Source organism: Desulfurobacterium atlanticum (genome assembly GCF_900188395.1).
GTDB classification, from domain to species: Bacteria; Aquificota; Aquificia; order Desulfurobacteriales; family Desulfurobacteriaceae; genus Desulfurobacterium_A; species Desulfurobacterium_A atlanticum.
Genome location: NZ_FZOB01000013.1, coordinates 1 through 14,537 on the forward strand (window position 1 = coordinate 1; position 14,537 = coordinate 14,537).

At 35.9% G+C, this 14,537-nt stretch carries 17 protein-coding genes, 1 rRNA gene and 1 pseudogene; 12 read left to right on the forward strand and 7 right to left on the reverse strand.

What is annotated here, in order from left to right; all coding sequences use genetic code 11:
- Both rrf and CHB58_RS07710 read left to right on the forward strand, forming a co-directional pair.
- Positions 1–89, forward strand: a 5S ribosomal RNA gene (rrf, locus tag CHB58_RS07705); the annotation flags it as partial.
- A gap of 62 nt (positions 90–151) precedes the next feature.
- Complete coding sequence (locus CHB58_RS07710; protein WP_089323530.1) at positions 152–388, forward strand: hypothetical protein; 237 nt, start codon at positions 152–154, stop codon at positions 386–388.
- 53 nt (positions 389–441) lie between these two features.
- Here the strand turns inward: CHB58_RS07710 and CHB58_RS07715 are convergent, their stop codons facing one another.
- On the reverse strand, positions 442–1,098 hold the full coding sequence (locus CHB58_RS07715; RefSeq protein ID WP_089323531.1) for a carbonic anhydrase: 657 nt from the start codon (positions 1,096–1,098) through the stop codon (positions 442–444).
- A 141-nt stretch (positions 1,099–1,239) separates the two neighbouring features.
- Between CHB58_RS07715 and CHB58_RS07720 the strand changes: the two genes are divergently transcribed.
- Genes CHB58_RS07720 through nfo form a run of 6 tightly spaced genes read left to right on the forward strand, consistent with a single transcriptional unit; the run spans position 1,240 to position 6,084 of the window.
- A complete protein-coding gene (locus CHB58_RS07720; RefSeq protein ID WP_089323532.1) occupies positions 1,240–2,265 on the forward strand; it encodes a flagellar brake protein in 1,026 nt (341 codons plus the stop codon).
- Positions 2,262–2,699 (forward strand): flagellar export protein FliJ, encoded by a 438-nt coding sequence (locus CHB58_RS07725; RefSeq protein ID WP_089323533.1) that lies wholly within the window; start codon positions 2,262–2,264, stop codon positions 2,697–2,699. The genes CHB58_RS07720 and CHB58_RS07725 overlap by 4 nt, the downstream gene beginning before the upstream one ends.
- Entirely contained in the window at positions 2,644–3,114 is a 471-nt protein-coding gene (locus CHB58_RS07730; protein ID WP_245807369.1) for a MotE family protein, read from the forward strand. The genes CHB58_RS07725 and CHB58_RS07730 overlap by 56 nt, the downstream gene beginning before the upstream one ends.
- A gap of 16 nt (positions 3,115–3,130) precedes the next feature.
- Positions 3,131–3,940: a RecB family exonuclease gene (locus CHB58_RS07735; protein ID WP_089323535.1), complete on the forward strand. Its 810-nt coding sequence runs from the start codon at positions 3,131–3,133 to the stop codon at positions 3,938–3,940.
- A 7-nt stretch (positions 3,941–3,947) separates the two neighbouring features.
- On the forward strand, positions 3,948–5,234 hold the full coding sequence (locus tag CHB58_RS07740; protein ID WP_089323536.1) for an APC family permease: 1,287 nt from the start codon (positions 3,948–3,950) through the stop codon (positions 5,232–5,234).
- A 4-nt stretch (positions 5,235–5,238) separates the two neighbouring features.
- Positions 5,239–6,084 carry a deoxyribonuclease IV gene (nfo, locus tag CHB58_RS07745; protein ID WP_089323537.1) on the forward strand — a complete coding sequence of 282 codons (846 nt, stop codon included), beginning with the start codon at positions 5,239–5,241 and terminating at the stop codon, positions 6,082–6,084.
- Positions 6,085–6,095: 11 nt separating this feature from the next.
- Here nfo and CHB58_RS07750 read toward each other — a convergent pair whose 3' ends face one another.
- The 4 genes from CHB58_RS07750 to CHB58_RS07765 all read right to left on the reverse strand — a co-directional run bounded on the left by CHB58_RS07750 (position 6,096) and on the right by CHB58_RS07765 (position 10,183).
- Positions 6,096–6,473, reverse strand: coding sequence for a rhodanese-like domain-containing protein (locus CHB58_RS07750; RefSeq protein ID WP_089323538.1), 378 nt, complete (start codon positions 6,471–6,473; stop codon positions 6,096–6,098).
- Complete coding sequence (locus CHB58_RS07755) at positions 6,457–8,400, reverse strand: transglutaminase TgpA family protein (RefSeq protein ID WP_089323539.1); 1,944 nt, start codon at positions 8,398–8,400, stop codon at positions 6,457–6,459. The genes CHB58_RS07750 and CHB58_RS07755 overlap by 17 nt, the downstream gene beginning before the upstream one ends.
- Positions 8,397–9,113: a DUF58 domain-containing protein gene (locus tag CHB58_RS07760; RefSeq protein ID WP_089323540.1), complete on the reverse strand. Its 717-nt coding sequence runs from the start codon at positions 9,111–9,113 to the stop codon at positions 8,397–8,399. The genes CHB58_RS07755 and CHB58_RS07760 overlap by 4 nt, the downstream gene beginning before the upstream one ends.
- 146 nt (positions 9,114–9,259) lie before the next feature.
- Positions 9,260–10,183: an AAA family ATPase gene (locus tag CHB58_RS07765; RefSeq protein ID WP_089323541.1), complete on the reverse strand. Its 924-nt coding sequence runs from the start codon at positions 10,181–10,183 to the stop codon at positions 9,260–9,262.
- Between the two features lie 136 nt (positions 10,184–10,319).
- Here CHB58_RS07765 and CHB58_RS07770 point away from each other — a divergent pair, with 136 nt between their 5' ends.
- A complete protein-coding gene (locus CHB58_RS07770) occupies positions 10,320–10,568 on the forward strand; it encodes a hypothetical protein (RefSeq protein ID WP_089323542.1) in 249 nt (82 codons plus the stop codon).
- Entirely contained in the window at positions 10,568–10,936 is a 369-nt protein-coding gene (locus CHB58_RS07775; RefSeq protein ID WP_089323543.1) for a hypothetical protein, read from the forward strand. The genes CHB58_RS07770 and CHB58_RS07775 overlap by 1 nt, the downstream gene beginning before the upstream one ends.
- On the opposite strand, the gene murC is transcribed toward CHB58_RS07775, so the two are convergent.
- Together murC and CHB58_RS07785 are read right to left on the reverse strand one after the other, a co-directional pair.
- A complete protein-coding gene (gene murC / locus CHB58_RS07780) occupies positions 10,909–12,288 on the reverse strand; it encodes a UDP-N-acetylmuramate--L-alanine ligase (RefSeq protein ID WP_089323544.1) in 1,380 nt (459 codons plus the stop codon). The genes CHB58_RS07775 and murC overlap by 28 nt on opposite strands.
- Positions 12,289–12,330: 42 nt before the next feature.
- Positions 12,331–13,326: pseudogene (locus CHB58_RS07785) on the reverse strand (IS5 family transposase).
- A 79-nt stretch (positions 13,327–13,405) separates the two neighbouring features.
- Here CHB58_RS07785 and amrB point away from each other — a divergent pair.
- Complete coding sequence (amrB, locus tag CHB58_RS07790; RefSeq protein ID WP_089323545.1) at positions 13,406–14,206, forward strand: AmmeMemoRadiSam system protein B; 801 nt, start codon at positions 13,406–13,408, stop codon at positions 14,204–14,206.
- Between the two features lie 60 nt (positions 14,207–14,266).
- Entirely contained in the window at positions 14,267–14,536 is a 270-nt protein-coding gene (locus tag CHB58_RS07795) for an ArsR/SmtB family transcription factor (RefSeq protein WP_089323579.1), read from the forward strand.
- The last annotated feature ends 1 nt before the right edge of the window (position 14,537 follow it).

The window sequence follows — 14,537 nt, forward strand, 5'->3', positions numbered from 1 at the left end:
CCGTTCCCATTCCGAACACGGAAGTTAAGCCCGCCAGCGCCGATGATACTGCCCTGGAGACGGGGTGGGAAAGTAGGGCGGTGCCAGGCTTTTTTTATTTCTGAAAAAAGAACCATATTCCATAACCTTTTCTTGAAAGGAGGAGGTGAAAATGGAATTGTGGGTAAAAGCTGGCGAGGAAACAGTAAAAATTCAAGGTTCTTTAAAATCAATATTTGAAACAGTCAAAAATAAGTTTACAGAAACTCCAAAGATTCTTGCCTTCAACGGTACCAAAAGAGAAAGAAGAAGATTTAAGAAAGAGCTTAGATTTGCTAAAAAAGATTTAATAAAAGCTGCTGAAAATTATCTTATTTGGTATAAAAGCTGTAAGAGACTCTTTTCTTAGAATTTTTAATAGAAGACTCTTGGAAAAAGTGGGAATTCCCCCCTTAATATAATTTAAATTGTTATTTTTTCTAATAGCTCAGCGGGAATATCTTGCTTTGTTAAGTTTTCTTTTATTGATTCTCTCTCTTTTTCTCCGTTAATATTAATTATAACTATTCTTCCGAATCCTTTATTATAATAATTCCCAAAGTCGTAGATGCCTCCTAAGACGCTCAATTCTTTGTTTTCTATTAAAGTTTTATATCTTTTTACAGCTATTCCAACTTGCCAGTGAATGTTTTCTTCTATCGCTTTCTGAATATCTCCTTTATTTTTTGTTATTTCCTTTAGAGGAATGTGAAGGTGGTCAAGTTCATATCTTATACTATGATTTTCATTTTCATATCCTGATATAAATGTTTTTATAGCTCCACAGTTTGTATGGCCAAGGATAAAAAGAATTGGTGTTTTTAGATGTAGAACGCCGTAATCTACAGAGCCTAAATTGTTTTCTATTTGATTTCCAATGTTTCTTATAATGAAGACTTTATTTATTGCATCTTCTGTAAAAATTTCTGTTTGTACTCTTGAATCTGAACAGGTAACGAGTGTAATCTTTGGAGCTTGAGAATTTATATGTTCTTTAAAAAAATCCCTGCTTTTTCCTTTGAGGAATCGGTCGTTTGTGAGTAGTATCTCTTTTATCAGTTCTTTACTATTTTGCTCCATCTTTTTACCTCTAATTTTTTACATTATTTTAACATTTCCTTCTTTCTCCCTCTGATTTACTTTTACTGTTTTGTGTTGTTAGGTTTTATTTTTGATACAATAATTGGCGTAATTACACTTTATTTCTCTTTAGAGGAGAACATGAAATATCTTGAGTATTTAAAATTTCCGGTGGCATCAACTTCTTATATTGTTCTTTTCTTTTTGCTGATATTTATAGCGGTACTTTTTATTTTTACTGTAGCTTTTTTCAGGAGCCTATATCATAAGAGAAAATACAAACTTTCTTTTATGAAAGAGGCTTTCGAGCATGGCTTGACTGAAAGGGAAGCAGAAATTTTATGGCAGTACTCTTTGAAAGAAGGTAGAGATCCCTTTTTAACTCTGGAGTTTAAAGCAGCTTTTGAAAAAGTTGTTGACCTGTATTTAAAGGAGGATCCTTCTGCTGATGAAAATATTGTTTCTCAGATGAGAGAAAAGCTCGGCTTTGATGTCGTTCCCTATTTTGCACCTCTTGTATCAACCAAGGACATAGAGCTATTCCAGCCGGCTAAAGTAGAAATTGAAGAGGGATATTTGGCTGAAATAGTTCTTTTTGATAAAGATGAAAGGTATATGTATTGGGCTTTTGTTGATTCTTTTCCTAAGAATAGGATTAAAAAAGGGGATAAGATAACGGTTACTTTTTTGAGAAAAGGGGATGCCATCTATAAGTTTTCAGTTCCGGTTGAAGAGGTTTATGAAGAAAAAGACAGACTTATGATTAAGCTTCCTCATACATTTAATCTTGTTCGTTATCAGAGAAGAAATTATGCGAGAGTTGAAGTGGACATTCTTTGTAAATTAGGCGTTTTAACTGAAAATGGTTGGAATTGGTATGAAGGAAGATTAAAAGATATAAGTATGGGTGGTGCAAGGATCTGCTTCCCTTATGGTGATGAAAGACCTCAAATATCTGTTTTATCTGAAGTAAAGCTTGAGTTCTTCCTTGAAGGGAGGCCATTTTCTTTAAATGGGGTAGTTGTTAATGAAGATTTAAAGGAAAAGATGTTGTGTGTTGGGGTGGAATTTAGGGATGTTAAGGAATCTGATCAGCAGTTCATTTATAAATTTGTTAAGAAAGAGCAGAAAAGACTTGCTGAACTTTATGTGAGAAGTAGAGAATGAAGGCACTCCACTTATTTCTGAAGCATACAGAGTATCAAATAAAGAAAGAGGAATTTATCCTTAAAGAGTTTCTTTCTGAGCTTGATGAGGTTGAAACAAAAATTGAGAGTTTGAGAAAAGAGTATTCTGTGAAGAAGCAGCAGCTTACCAGAGTTAAGAATGGTATGGAAATTTCTCTACTTCTTAATTATTGTAACTTTATTCTTGAAGAGATAGAGAAGAAAAATGTAGAGAAAAAGCAATTACTGCATAAAATTCAGATTCAAAAGCAGAAACTTGCAAGGTTAAATGGAGAGAAAAAAGCTGTTGAGAAGTTTTTGGAAAAGAAGAAGAGAAATGAACTAATAAATCAGCTTGTTCAGGAAGGGAGACTTGCAGATGAGGTTTTTAGCCGGGTTTATGCTGATGGTGATGATAGTAGCTGGAATGCCTAACTTTTCTGCTGCTCAGGAAGTGGAAAAATCGGAAATTAAAAAGGAACTTCAGCGACTTTTGACATTGAGGGAAGAAATAAACAAACTTATAGCTAAGAAAGAGCAAATTTTAAAAAAGATAGTTGAGGAACGTAAAAAACTTGCACAGGAGAGGAAAGCTTTTGAAGAGGAGATAAAAGCTGTTCAAAATGAAAGGTATAAAAAGCTTGCAAAAATATTTTCAAAAATGGATCCAGAACTTGCCGGTCAGAAAATTTCTGCGATGGATAATATGACAGAGGCAGCTTATATCTTTTTGAATATGAAAGAGCGTTATGCTGGCCAGATTATGAACTATGTTTCTCCTGAAAAGGTAAAAGAAATTGTTAGTATTATGATAGAGATAAAGAATAATAAGAACAGCAGTAGCAAATAGTGGTAAAATTGCTTTTATGAAAAAGATAGAAAGTGAAAAAATAATAGATTTATCTCATCTAAGGCCGTGGTCTTTCTCCAAAGTTCAGAAAGCCAAAAAGTGTGCTTACGATTTTTACTGGAGTTACGTGGATAAAAAAGAGCCGGCAGAGCGAGCTGACTTCTTTGTTCTTGGAAGTGGCGTTCATTTTATTCTTGAAAATGCTATAGAAACTGCTTTTAAAAGGTGCAGACCGTTAAATTTTGAGATTTTAAACTACTTTTTTGAGAAGTTCAGAAAATTTGAACCGGGAATTTCTTATGAGAAGCTAAAACCGTTTTTCCCCAATATCCTGAACTATGTTAATAGCCAGATAAGAAGGATAGAAAAAATAAAGTTTTTCTTTTCAGAAGTTGATTTATGTATAAATAGGCGGTTTGAACCGATAGATTTTAACGGAGAGGAAGCCTTTATAAGGGGCAAGCTTGATTTTGTTTTTGCCCTTGACGATACTCTCTATATTGTTGACCATAAAACCAACAGAAGCAGGGAGTTTTCAAACAAACTGAAAACTCAGCTTAGATGGTATGCGCTTCTTGCTAAAGCAAAATTCCCTCAATTTAAAAAACTTGCTCTTGAAGTGCATAATGTTCGTTATGGGACGGTTCAACGGATTATTTTTACTGATACTGATGTAAAGCATTTTCAGCTTAAACTTCTGCCAATAATTGAAATGATAGAAATGGAACTGGCGGATAAAAGTTTCTCACAGCTTGTTCCTTCTCCTTCTTCCACAAACTGCAGATGGTGTGATTTTCGTCATATCTGTCCGGCGAAAAAGTGTTAGAGGTTTAATGATGGTGAGAGAGGAAAAGTTAGGGTTAAAAGAGTTAATCGCCATTGGTGTAGGTGGAATGATAGGTGGAGGGATATTCTCAGTTCTTGGCGTAGCTGTTGGCTTTGCAGGAAATGGTGCTCCTTTATCCTTCTTTATAGATATGCTTATAGCTCTTGCAGCTGGTTATCACTATGTTAAGTTGGCACTTACTTTCAGAGATGATGGAGCAAGTTACACCTATCTTAAGAAAGCTTTTCCTGATAAGCCTTCTATAGCTGCTGTTGAAGGCTGGATTGTTATTATAGGATATGTAGGGACGCTTGCACTTTATGCGTTTACTTTCGGTGCTTACGGAGCTGACCTTTTTGGGCTTTCCGATTCTTTATTTTTAAGAATCGTTCTTTCGGTGGGAATGCTGCTCTTTTTCTTTTTTATAAACCTTAAAGGGGTAAGGACTTCTGGGCTTACTGAGGACATTATTGTTTATACCAAGATAGCAATACTGGCGGGTTTTGCGTTTATAGGGCTTTTAAATGTTGATAAGGATAGGTTTGTTCCTTTTTTAAACAAAGGTGTTTCTCCAGTTTTCCTTGGTGCGGCTGTAATTTTTGTTGCCTATGAAGGTTTCCAGCTTATTACAAATGCTGTTAGAGAAACGGATAATCCTGATAAAAATATTCCCCGGGGAATTTATGGTTCAATTCTTATAACAGGTTTGATTTACATTACTCTTGCAGTTGTTGCTGTTGGAGCTCTCTCTTATGACCAGCTTATAAGAGCGAAAGAATATGCTCTTGCAGCTGTTGCAGAACCGATACTTGGCAGTTTTGGTAAGGTTTTAATATCCCTTGCTGCTCTGATGGCTACAAGTTCTGCCGTTAATTCTACTCTTTTTGGAGCTTCAAGGATGATGGCAGAGATGGCGGAAGAGAAAATAATGCCACCTTTTCTTGGTAAGAGAGATAGAGCGGGAGTTCCTTTTATAGCACTTGCAGTTATGACGTTTTTTGCTATCCTTTTTACAGCAGCAGGAACTTTAAGTGTTATTGCTGAGTTTTCAAGTATAACTTTTCTCCTTGTTTCCATAGGGGTTTCTCTTGCAAATATAAGATTGAAAGATAAAACGAAAGCGCGTATTGATGTGGCTATTTTAGGACTTATTCTAATGTGTATTACTGTGGCTACAATACTTGTCTATCTTGCTTTTAGTAATTTAGAAGAGCTTGTAACTATAATGTTAATCTATTTTGCTGTTACCTGTTTGTTCTTTTTCTATAAAAAAATTTACCATCTGGAGAGTTAATTAGATGAAGTTTATCGGTGCTCATGTTAGTGCTGCAGGGGGAGTTTCAAACGCTCCCTTAAATGCAAAAAATATAGGAGCGAAGGCTTTTGCTCTTTTTACTAAAAATCAAAGAAGATGGTATGCAAAACCGATTCCACCTGAAGAGGTTGAAAGGTTCCATCTGAATCTTGAAGAATCCGGTATTCCAATAGAATATATACTTCCCCACGACAGCTATCTTATAAACCTGGGTCATCCTGATAAAGAAAAAAGGCAGAAATCGCTTGATGCTTTTATTGATGAGGTTAGAAGGTGTGAGCTTCTTGGCTTAAAGTATCTTAACTTCCATCCAGGTAGCCATCTTAAAATGGTTTCTGAGGAAGAGTGTCTTAATATTGTGGCTGATTCTATCAACAGAACTCTTGATGTTACAGACGGAGTTACTCTTGTTATAGAAAATACAGCCGGCCAGGGCAGCAATGTTGGTTATCGCTTTGAGCATCTTGCTTTTATAATTGATAAGGTTGAAGATAAAAGTCGTATAGGAGTGTGTCTTGATACCTGTCATCTTTTTGCGGCAGGGTATGATATTCGCACAAGAGAAGCTTATGAGAAAACGATGGCTGAATTTGAAGAGATTGTTGGATTTAAGTATCTTAAAGGGGTTCATTTAAACGATGCTAAATCTGAGCTTGGAAGTCGTGTTGACCGTCACCACTCAATAGGTAAAGGTAATCTTGGAATTGAGCCTTTCCGCTTTTTAATGAATGATGAGCGGTTTAATAACATTCCTATGGTTCTTGAAACGATAGAACCGCTACTTTGGCCAGAAGAGATAAAACTGCTTTATAGTCTTATAAAGGAGTAAGGGATTATCCCTTACTCAAGTCCCATTTTTTTTATTTTCCCTGGCTTAATAAAGCTTACAAACTCCTCAAGGGTTGCTGCAAGGATTTTTACGTTATCAAATCCTTTACTTTTAAGATAGATATAGGCCATTGCAGCCTTCAATTTTCCAGCACAGAAGAGACATAGAAGTTTGTCCTCTGGTAGCTCACTTAACCTATCAGGAAGTTGATTGATAGGGATGTTTATTCCGAACTTTCCAAGTGGAATGAGAGCGGTTTCCTTTTCGTCTCTTACATCAATCATTATCGCTTTTCCTTCTTTCCACATTGGAAAAAACTTTTCGGCGGAGATTTTGCTTTCTCCGCTTGCCCAGAAATCAAAATCCATGCTTTTAAGAAGCTGGTCCATCTTCTCCTCCCTTTTTTATCTCCTTTATTATATTTCTCAGGTTTTCAAGGGTTTTACAGCAGATAGGTTCATCCCTGTAAAAACTTTCCTGATAGATTCTAACAAACTCTAACGCTTTTTCTCTTAAATTTTTATCATCAATTCTTTTTACAAAAGTTTCAAGGGGTTCGTTTCCTTGTCTTACGTAGCCTTTCTTTTCTAAAGTTTCATAAAACTCTTCCACAACCGTTTTTCTGTTTTTCATAAGGATTATCAGTGTAACAAAAAGTAGAAGAAGTGTTGCAGTGTAAATGGTTTCCTCTTTTGAGAGCAGGCTTTTAACGTTTAGGTCTGGCAGTTTCTTAAATGTGGAAAAGCTGGTTCTAAGTTTTGAGAACGTTTTTATCTGGGTTGTGAAATCGTAGTTTATAACGGTGCTTATGAAATAGTAGTTTAGTGTATCCATAAGGAGGAACAATTTCTCTTTTAAACTTTTCTTTTTTTGTGCTACTGCCTGTGCTGTTTGTTCTCCTGTTCCCTGAATAGTTTCCTGTCCGGCTGCAAATGTTGGTTCAAAGTGATGCCACTTTCCGTTTCTGTAATACTCAACCCATACATGAGCGTTTTTGCCCATTATCAGATAGTAGTTTCCGTAAGGGTTATACTCTCCTGAATAAAATCCTCCTACAAGCCGGGCAGGGATTCCCTTTAGTCTGAAAATTACCGCGGCGGCACTTGCAAAGTATTCACAGTTTCCCTTTTTCACATTTAAAAGGAAATCCTTAAGGGAAACAGGTAATCCTTTAAGAGTGTACCTATACTCTTTTTGAAAAAGTTTAAGAATTTCTTGGGGTAGTTGATTTTCAGGGGTGTTTTTAAATCTTTCTTTAACAAATTTTTCAATTTCAGGCATTGGCGGTAGGGAAAGATAAAGTTTTTTCTCTTTTTCTGTTAAAGGTTCTTCTATTTCATTTGTTAATACAGATACTCCCGTGTATCGGACTCTTTTTGTTACAGGTTTTGGATATACGAAGAAGCTTCCTTCCCGTTTTGCTTTTATCTGTGAAATCTGGTAGGGTATGTTGATGAGCGGCAGGTATTTATCACCGTAAGGTTCAAGAATTACGGTTTGATATATTTTTTCTCCTTTAATGGTTATTTTTTTTCTTTCTGTTTTAATGTGTATCCAGCGGTTTTTAAAGAATTTTTCAAAGGTAATACTTCTAAAATAAGGCGGTTTTTCAAGTTTTTTTACGGAAACTCTCATAAAAATGGTATTTGATTCTTGAATTTCACTGACACCACCGAGGTTTATGCTGTTTGAAAATCCTGTGATAACTCTTTTCTGTTGGGGTATAAGGTTAAAGAGTGGAGCCTGAGTTCTGGGAAGTATTATAAAAAAGAAGATGGTAAGGGGGATAGCTACGGTTATAAATATGATGCTGAAACTCAGTATTTTTGTAAGTTCTTTTGTTGAGAGTTTGAGTTTTCTGTTCTCTTTTAGAAATGTTAAAAGCACTGTGCCTGTTATGATGATTATAGCTTCAAGGATGAACAGAAAGAGAAATTTTATGTTTAAAAGAAATATTGAAGATGCTGTAAAGAGGAAGAGAGAAAGGGCAAATATCTGGTAGAAATCCCTTACATCTTTCTTTTCAATCAGTTTTACCGATAGAAGAAATGTGAGTGTTTCTGCAATAGGGGTTATAAGGTTATTTAGTGATAGTTTTGAAAGAAAAAACACGGATCCAAGAATAGATACTATGTTTAAAACGGTTCTGTTTTCAAACTGTTTTCCAGTTTTTTCCTGATATACTGCTGCAATTAGTGAAAGGATGAAGATAGCAGATAAGATTGGGTTTATAAAAGGTAAAATAGTTGCACTTCCTATTATGGATGCTACAACTGATAGGATAAATACGATAATGCGAACAGGTATTTTTCTCATTCTGCTTCCTCTTTTTTGTAAAGAGCAAGGTATTTAAGGATTTTTTTAAGGGTTATGGGGTTTTTGTCAGGTTTTATTAAAACATTACCGCTTTTTAGTCCAACTCCTTTTGTTCTGCTGTTTTTTATTGCAAGATAGGTTGCTTTTGACAGCTTCTCTTCAAGAGTGCCTGTGAGTTTTTCAAGTTCAATTATTAATGGTTTAGCTGTGTTTTTCCCTTCAAACTCTTTTGTGAACAGGGTTCCTTTTCTTGCCGAAACTTTCCAGTGAATGTTCTTTATTTCATCACCAGAAACGTATTCTCTTATTTTTTTTATCTCCTCTCTGCCGCTTCCGATTGCTTTTTTTTCATCGCCTTTTTTTCCTTCTTCACTTTTTGGATATTCGGTTTTTAGCGGTGTAGGATATACGATAAAGTCGGCGTTTATAACCGTTTCTTTTTCAATGTAGAAAAATCCGAAGGGAAATGGAGAAACAATTCTGGCTTTTATCTCTTGTAATCTTCCTCTTTCAGGAAAAGTCAGTTCTGTAAATGTACTGCTTTCACTTTTATTATCTACTACAGGTATCAGAGCGGTGCTCTGACCTATTTCAGTTTTTATAAGGAAAGATGGGAAAAACTTTTTTTCGTTTTTTACTGTTAGCTTAAAAAGTGTTGGTCTTTTCGCAAACACTTCTGTTATAGGTTCAATTTTTAGTGAAAGCTTTGACATATTTTTTCTCCCTGCTGTTCCAGAAATCCCAAGAATTGTAAGAAGAAAAGAAACTATTATGTATAGCAGATTATTACCGGTATTTACCGCTGCGATACCAAGAAAAATGGTTATTGCTATGAAGAACCAGCCTGTCAGTGTAACTTTTAAACGGGAGGTTCTACTTCTGAAAGTATTGATTTTATTACCTCCTCTCTGGGAATGGAACTGTATTCCTCTTTTGGCACTACCCTGTGGGGAATAACGTAAAGAGCAACCTCTAAAACATCTTCAGGAATAACATAATCTCTTCCTTTTAAAAATGCGTTTGCCCTTGCCATTTTTCCAAGGGTTAAGGTTCCTCTTACAGAAAGTCCAGATTCAAGAAATTTACTGTTTCTTGTTTTCCACCCTATATCAACGATATATTTCCCGATTTTTTCAGACATATATATAGCTTTTGTTTTTTTCACTCCTTCTAAAAGCTCTTCCTTTGAAAGGATGGGAGAAAGGGTTTCTATCTCTTCCCGGGTATCTTTACCTATAACTATCGCTATTTCAGATTCCCTGTCAGGGTATCCTATGGCTGTTTTTGCTGTGAAGCGGTCAAGTTGTGATTCAGGAAGGGGAAATGCACCTATCTGTTCAAGGGGATTCTGGGTGGCTATGACAAAAAATGGCTCTGGAAGTTTGTAGGTTTTACCGTCAACTGTAACCTGCCGTTCTTCCATAGCTTCAAGAAGTGCACTCTGGGTTTTTGGCATTGCACGGTTTATCTCATCTATCAGAACTATATTGTTGAACACAGGTCCCTTTTTAAACTCAAACTCTTTTGTTTTTTGATTAAATATGGAAACGCCTGTTATATCTGATGGCATAAGGTCTGAAGTGCACTGAATTCTTCCAAATGATAAATTTAAAATTTTTGCTATTCCAAGGGCAAGAGTTGTTTTTCCAACGCCGGGAATATCTTCAACTAAAAGATGCCCTTCCGAAAGGATTGTTAAAAAGGCCGTTCTGATTACAGTTTCTTTACCTTTTATATACTTTCCAAGGACTTTTATGCATAAATTTAATTTATCCTGAACCATCTTTTTCTCCTTATGTTGTGAGTAAATTTAATGCGAAATAGACAAAATGGTGTAAATGATAGTCGTTTTTAAAATCTCTTTGCATTTTAATGGTAAAATCCTGCGGAATAAAAATCTTAAAAGGAGGAGGAAAACTATGAACATCAATGCTGTAGAGCTTTTGAAAGAGTCGTGGCAGGACTTGAAAGGAAACTGGAAGCCTTTTTATACGGTAGCTTCCATTTACGGGATAACGATGATTGCTGTTCAGGTACTTGCTGAGATTCTTTATGCAGTTCGTCTTGGTCTTATAGGGTGGACCATTTCAACCATATTTTCCATTCTTTTGGGCGGCGGATTTACCTATGCCGTTTTGAGGTTTGTAAAAGGGGAAAACCGGAAATAATGGATGTTTTCGCTCTTTTTGAGAATATGGGACTTGGAGTAAATTACGTTGTGATGTCTATTTTAAAAAATATACTTATCGCTATAGGTTTTCTACTTCTTGTTATTCCGGGAATTTATCTTTCAGTAGGATATATGTTTTCTTCTTTTCTTATGATTGATAAAGGTTTGTCTCCGTGGGAGGCTCTTGAGACAAGTAGAAAAACGGTGCATAAAAATTGGTTGCAGTATTTTCTTTTTATCCTTGTGATTGTTATTGTGAATATAATAGGAGCAATTCCACTGGGGCTTGGGTTTATTATTACAATTCCTGTTTCCTATGTTGCTGTTACAAAACTTTATTACAGGGTTTTTGATTCTGCAGTTTGAAGTTTAGAGAGAATTTTTTCTCCAAGTTTATATATGTTTCCGGCTCCCATTGTTAAAACTATGTCTCCTGGCTTTAGCTTTTTGAGTAGTCGGGATTCTATCTCCTCAAAGTTTTTTCCATACTCTGCACCGCTTAATTTTGCGAGCATCTCTCCGCAGATACCTTCTATAGGTTCTTCTCCTGCAGAGTAGATGGCTGTGATTGTAAGGTTGTCTATTTTCTTAAGAGTTTTTATAAACTCTTTCCAGAGTGCTTTTGTTCGGGTGTATCTGTGAGGCTGGAATACCACATATATTTTTCTCTCGGGAAATGTTTCCTTTAATCCCTGATAGGTTGCTTCTATTTCTGTGGGATGATGTCCGTAATCATCAAATATAAGAATATTGTTACAGCAGCCTTTAAGCTCCATTCTTCTCTTTGCATTTTTAAAGTTTTCAAGTGAACAGGTTATTTTTTCAAAAGGAATTCCTGCTTCAAGTCCAAGGGCTACGGCGGCAAGAGCGTTAAGTATATTGTGCTTACCGGGGATGGTAAGGGTTAGTGTTCCAAGTGTTTTCCCTTTGTAAAGTATTTCGGCTTTGGTTTTTCCGTTTACCGATTTTATATTTTTTGCAGAAAACTCAAATTCCGGATTAAAACCGTAAATTACCTTTTTTTTGTAGATTTTTGGAAGAATTTCCATCACATTTTTGCATTCACCACACAGGAAAACCTTTCCGTAAAAGGAGGTTCTGTTTGCAAATTCAACGAAGGAAGATTTTATATTTTCAAGAGTTTTGTAGAAATCAAGATGGTCGCTATCTATGTTGGTTATTACACTTATAGATGGAAGAATTTTTAAAAATGTTCCGTCGCTTTCATCTGTTTCGGCTACCATCAGTGAGCTTTTTCCATAGTGTGCATTTTTACCTTCTAAAAAATCAAGTTTTCCTCCAACAAGAATTGTTGGGTCAAGTTCTGCGTCAAAGAGAACTTTTGCTATCATGGAGCTTGTGGTTGTCTTTCCGTGGGTTCCAGCTACAGAAATTCCTTCTTTAAACCGCATCAGTTCTGAAAGAGCGTCACATCTTGGAATTACCGGAATACCTTTCTCCTTTGCAGCAACTATTTCAGGATTTGTCTCTTTAGCGGCGGTTGTGTGAATTACAACATCGCTGTTTTCCACATTTTCTTTTCGGTGGCCTATATAAATTTTAATGTTTTCCTTCTTTAGAAATTCTGTTGTATCGCTCTCTTTTATATCTGAGCCCGTTACGTTATATCCCTCTTTCTTAAAAAGGTATGCAAGTCCTGATATTCCAATCCCGCCGATACCTATAAAGTGAAGATTTTTTGTTTTGAATTTGAACATACTGACGATTCTCCTGACTAAATCTGAACAAATAATTATACCTTATAAATCAAGCAAAATTGAGATTTCAGGGGAAAGTGTTTGAAAAATCATCCAGACAAAGAACAAAACTCCCATGTTAAAGAGGATAAACTTAGCTAAAACAAACAGTTGAGCTATATGAAAGCTCTTTGTTCTCTCGTAACTACCAACATCCTGCTTAACTTCTCAAAAAATACTCTCTATCAGTCCTCTAAACCTGTAAATTTCATCAGATTCTAAAAGCTTTTTGCATTTAAGCCTAATCTCAGATTTAATTCCCTTCCTTAATGTTTCTTTCATCTTTATGTAAGGTTTTAAGCCTGCTAACAGAACAAGCTCAATAAACTTAATGCTGTCATAAGCTTTGTCTCCTAAAAATGGCTTTCCTTTCAAAGCTCTCCATATAAATCCCCTTTCGTTTAACCACCTAACTATTTTCTCTCCAAGTTTCACTTCCGAAGCGTAACTCTTTCCAGGTAATGCAGTAAGAATGAACCTTTTTCCATCTTTTAGATGAACGCTTAATACAACAACTTTAACGTGGCTTTTTACCTCCTTTATCTCTTTGCCTCTTAGAATTTTCAATGGATAAATCTCATTGTATTTGAAACCAGTTCCATCTATTATCAGAAATCTTAGTTCCTTATGATACTTCCCTAAGAGTCTTCGGGAAACAAAGTTCAGAAAATCTATAAGGAGAATGGAAGGTAGTTGCTTGAGTCGGTAATAATAGGTTGAAAAATCAGGAATATTCTCTCTTCCAAATATCTGAACTGCCAAATATTCAAGGTCTCTGAATGATAGGTTCCAGGCTACTTGGAGGAAAAGAAGGGTAAGAATTATCTCGTCAGGGTATTTCTTGGGTCTTCCTCTTTTGGTTCTAAAAGGATATAAATATACCAGTACAGCCTGTCCTCTCCGGTTCATGTATGTTTTTGATAGGTTGAGTACTTTGTGGAAATTTAGTCTTTTCGCTTTCATACCGGAGAGGATAGGCTTTTTTCTTGATTTTGGCAATTTTCAAACACCCTCAGATTTCAGGGTTATATTTAATAATGCAGATTAAATTAACAACTTTATTTTAAAGGGGGAAGTAATGGTACGTTATCCAGCGGTGGCAGGTCAGTTTTATCCTGCGTTACCAGAAGATTTAAAACTTATGTTGGATTCTATGTGCGAGCCGGCACCGAAGGTAAAAGCTAAGGCTGTTATTGTTCCACATGCTGGATATATCTATTCTGGTAAGGTTGCAGGTGCTACATACAGCAGAGTTGAAATACCTGATAATAACATTATTATAGGTCCAAACCATACAGGTCTTGGGAAAAAAGTGTCTGTTTTCCCAGATGGAGTCTGGGTTACGCCTTTTGGCGAAGTGCCTGTTAATTCGGAGATTGTATCCAGGCTTGTTTCGTATCCCCCTTATGAGCCGGATGTGAACGCTCACATATATGAGCATTCTCTTGAAGTTCAGGTGCCTTTCCTTCAATATTGTTCAGGTTTTAGAGAATCTCTGTCAATAGTTCCTGTTGTTTTTAGCTTTTTAGACTATACTGTTTGTGAACAGGCAGGTAAAGTGCTTGCCAATGCCATTGCTGATGAGGATGGTCTTATTGTGATAAGTACAGATTTTTCTCATTATGTTCCTGCAGATAAGGCTAAGGAACTTGATTCGCTGGCGATTGACGCGATTTTAAATCTTAACCCTTACGAGCTTTATGAGAGGGTAGTCACGTATAACATTTCTATGTGTGGCGTAATTCCGGCTACAGTTGGTATTATAGCAGCAAAACTTTTAGGAGCTGAAAATGCAGAGCTTGTAATGTATAGAACCTCTGGAGATGTTACAAATAATTACAAAGAGGTTGTCAGTTATGCTGGAATAATCATATATTAATGATGTGATGAAAGAAGCTAACAAAGTTAAAGAGAAAGGAGTGTAAAATTGGAGAGAGAGATGGATTATCAGAAGATTAGTGAAATTATGAAAGCTCTTTCACATCCTACAAGGCTTCAAATAGTTGAGTATCTTGCTGAGGGTGAGAAGTGTGTGAAAGATATATGGGAGGAGCTTGATATACCTCAACCTACAGCTTCTCAGCACATAAATGTTTTGAAAAATGCAGGGGTTATCTGCTACAAAAAAGAGGGAGTTAGAACCTGTTACAGGATTAAGGATGAAAGGGTGGTAAAAATACTGAATATACTTAAAGAGGAGGAAAAGTAAG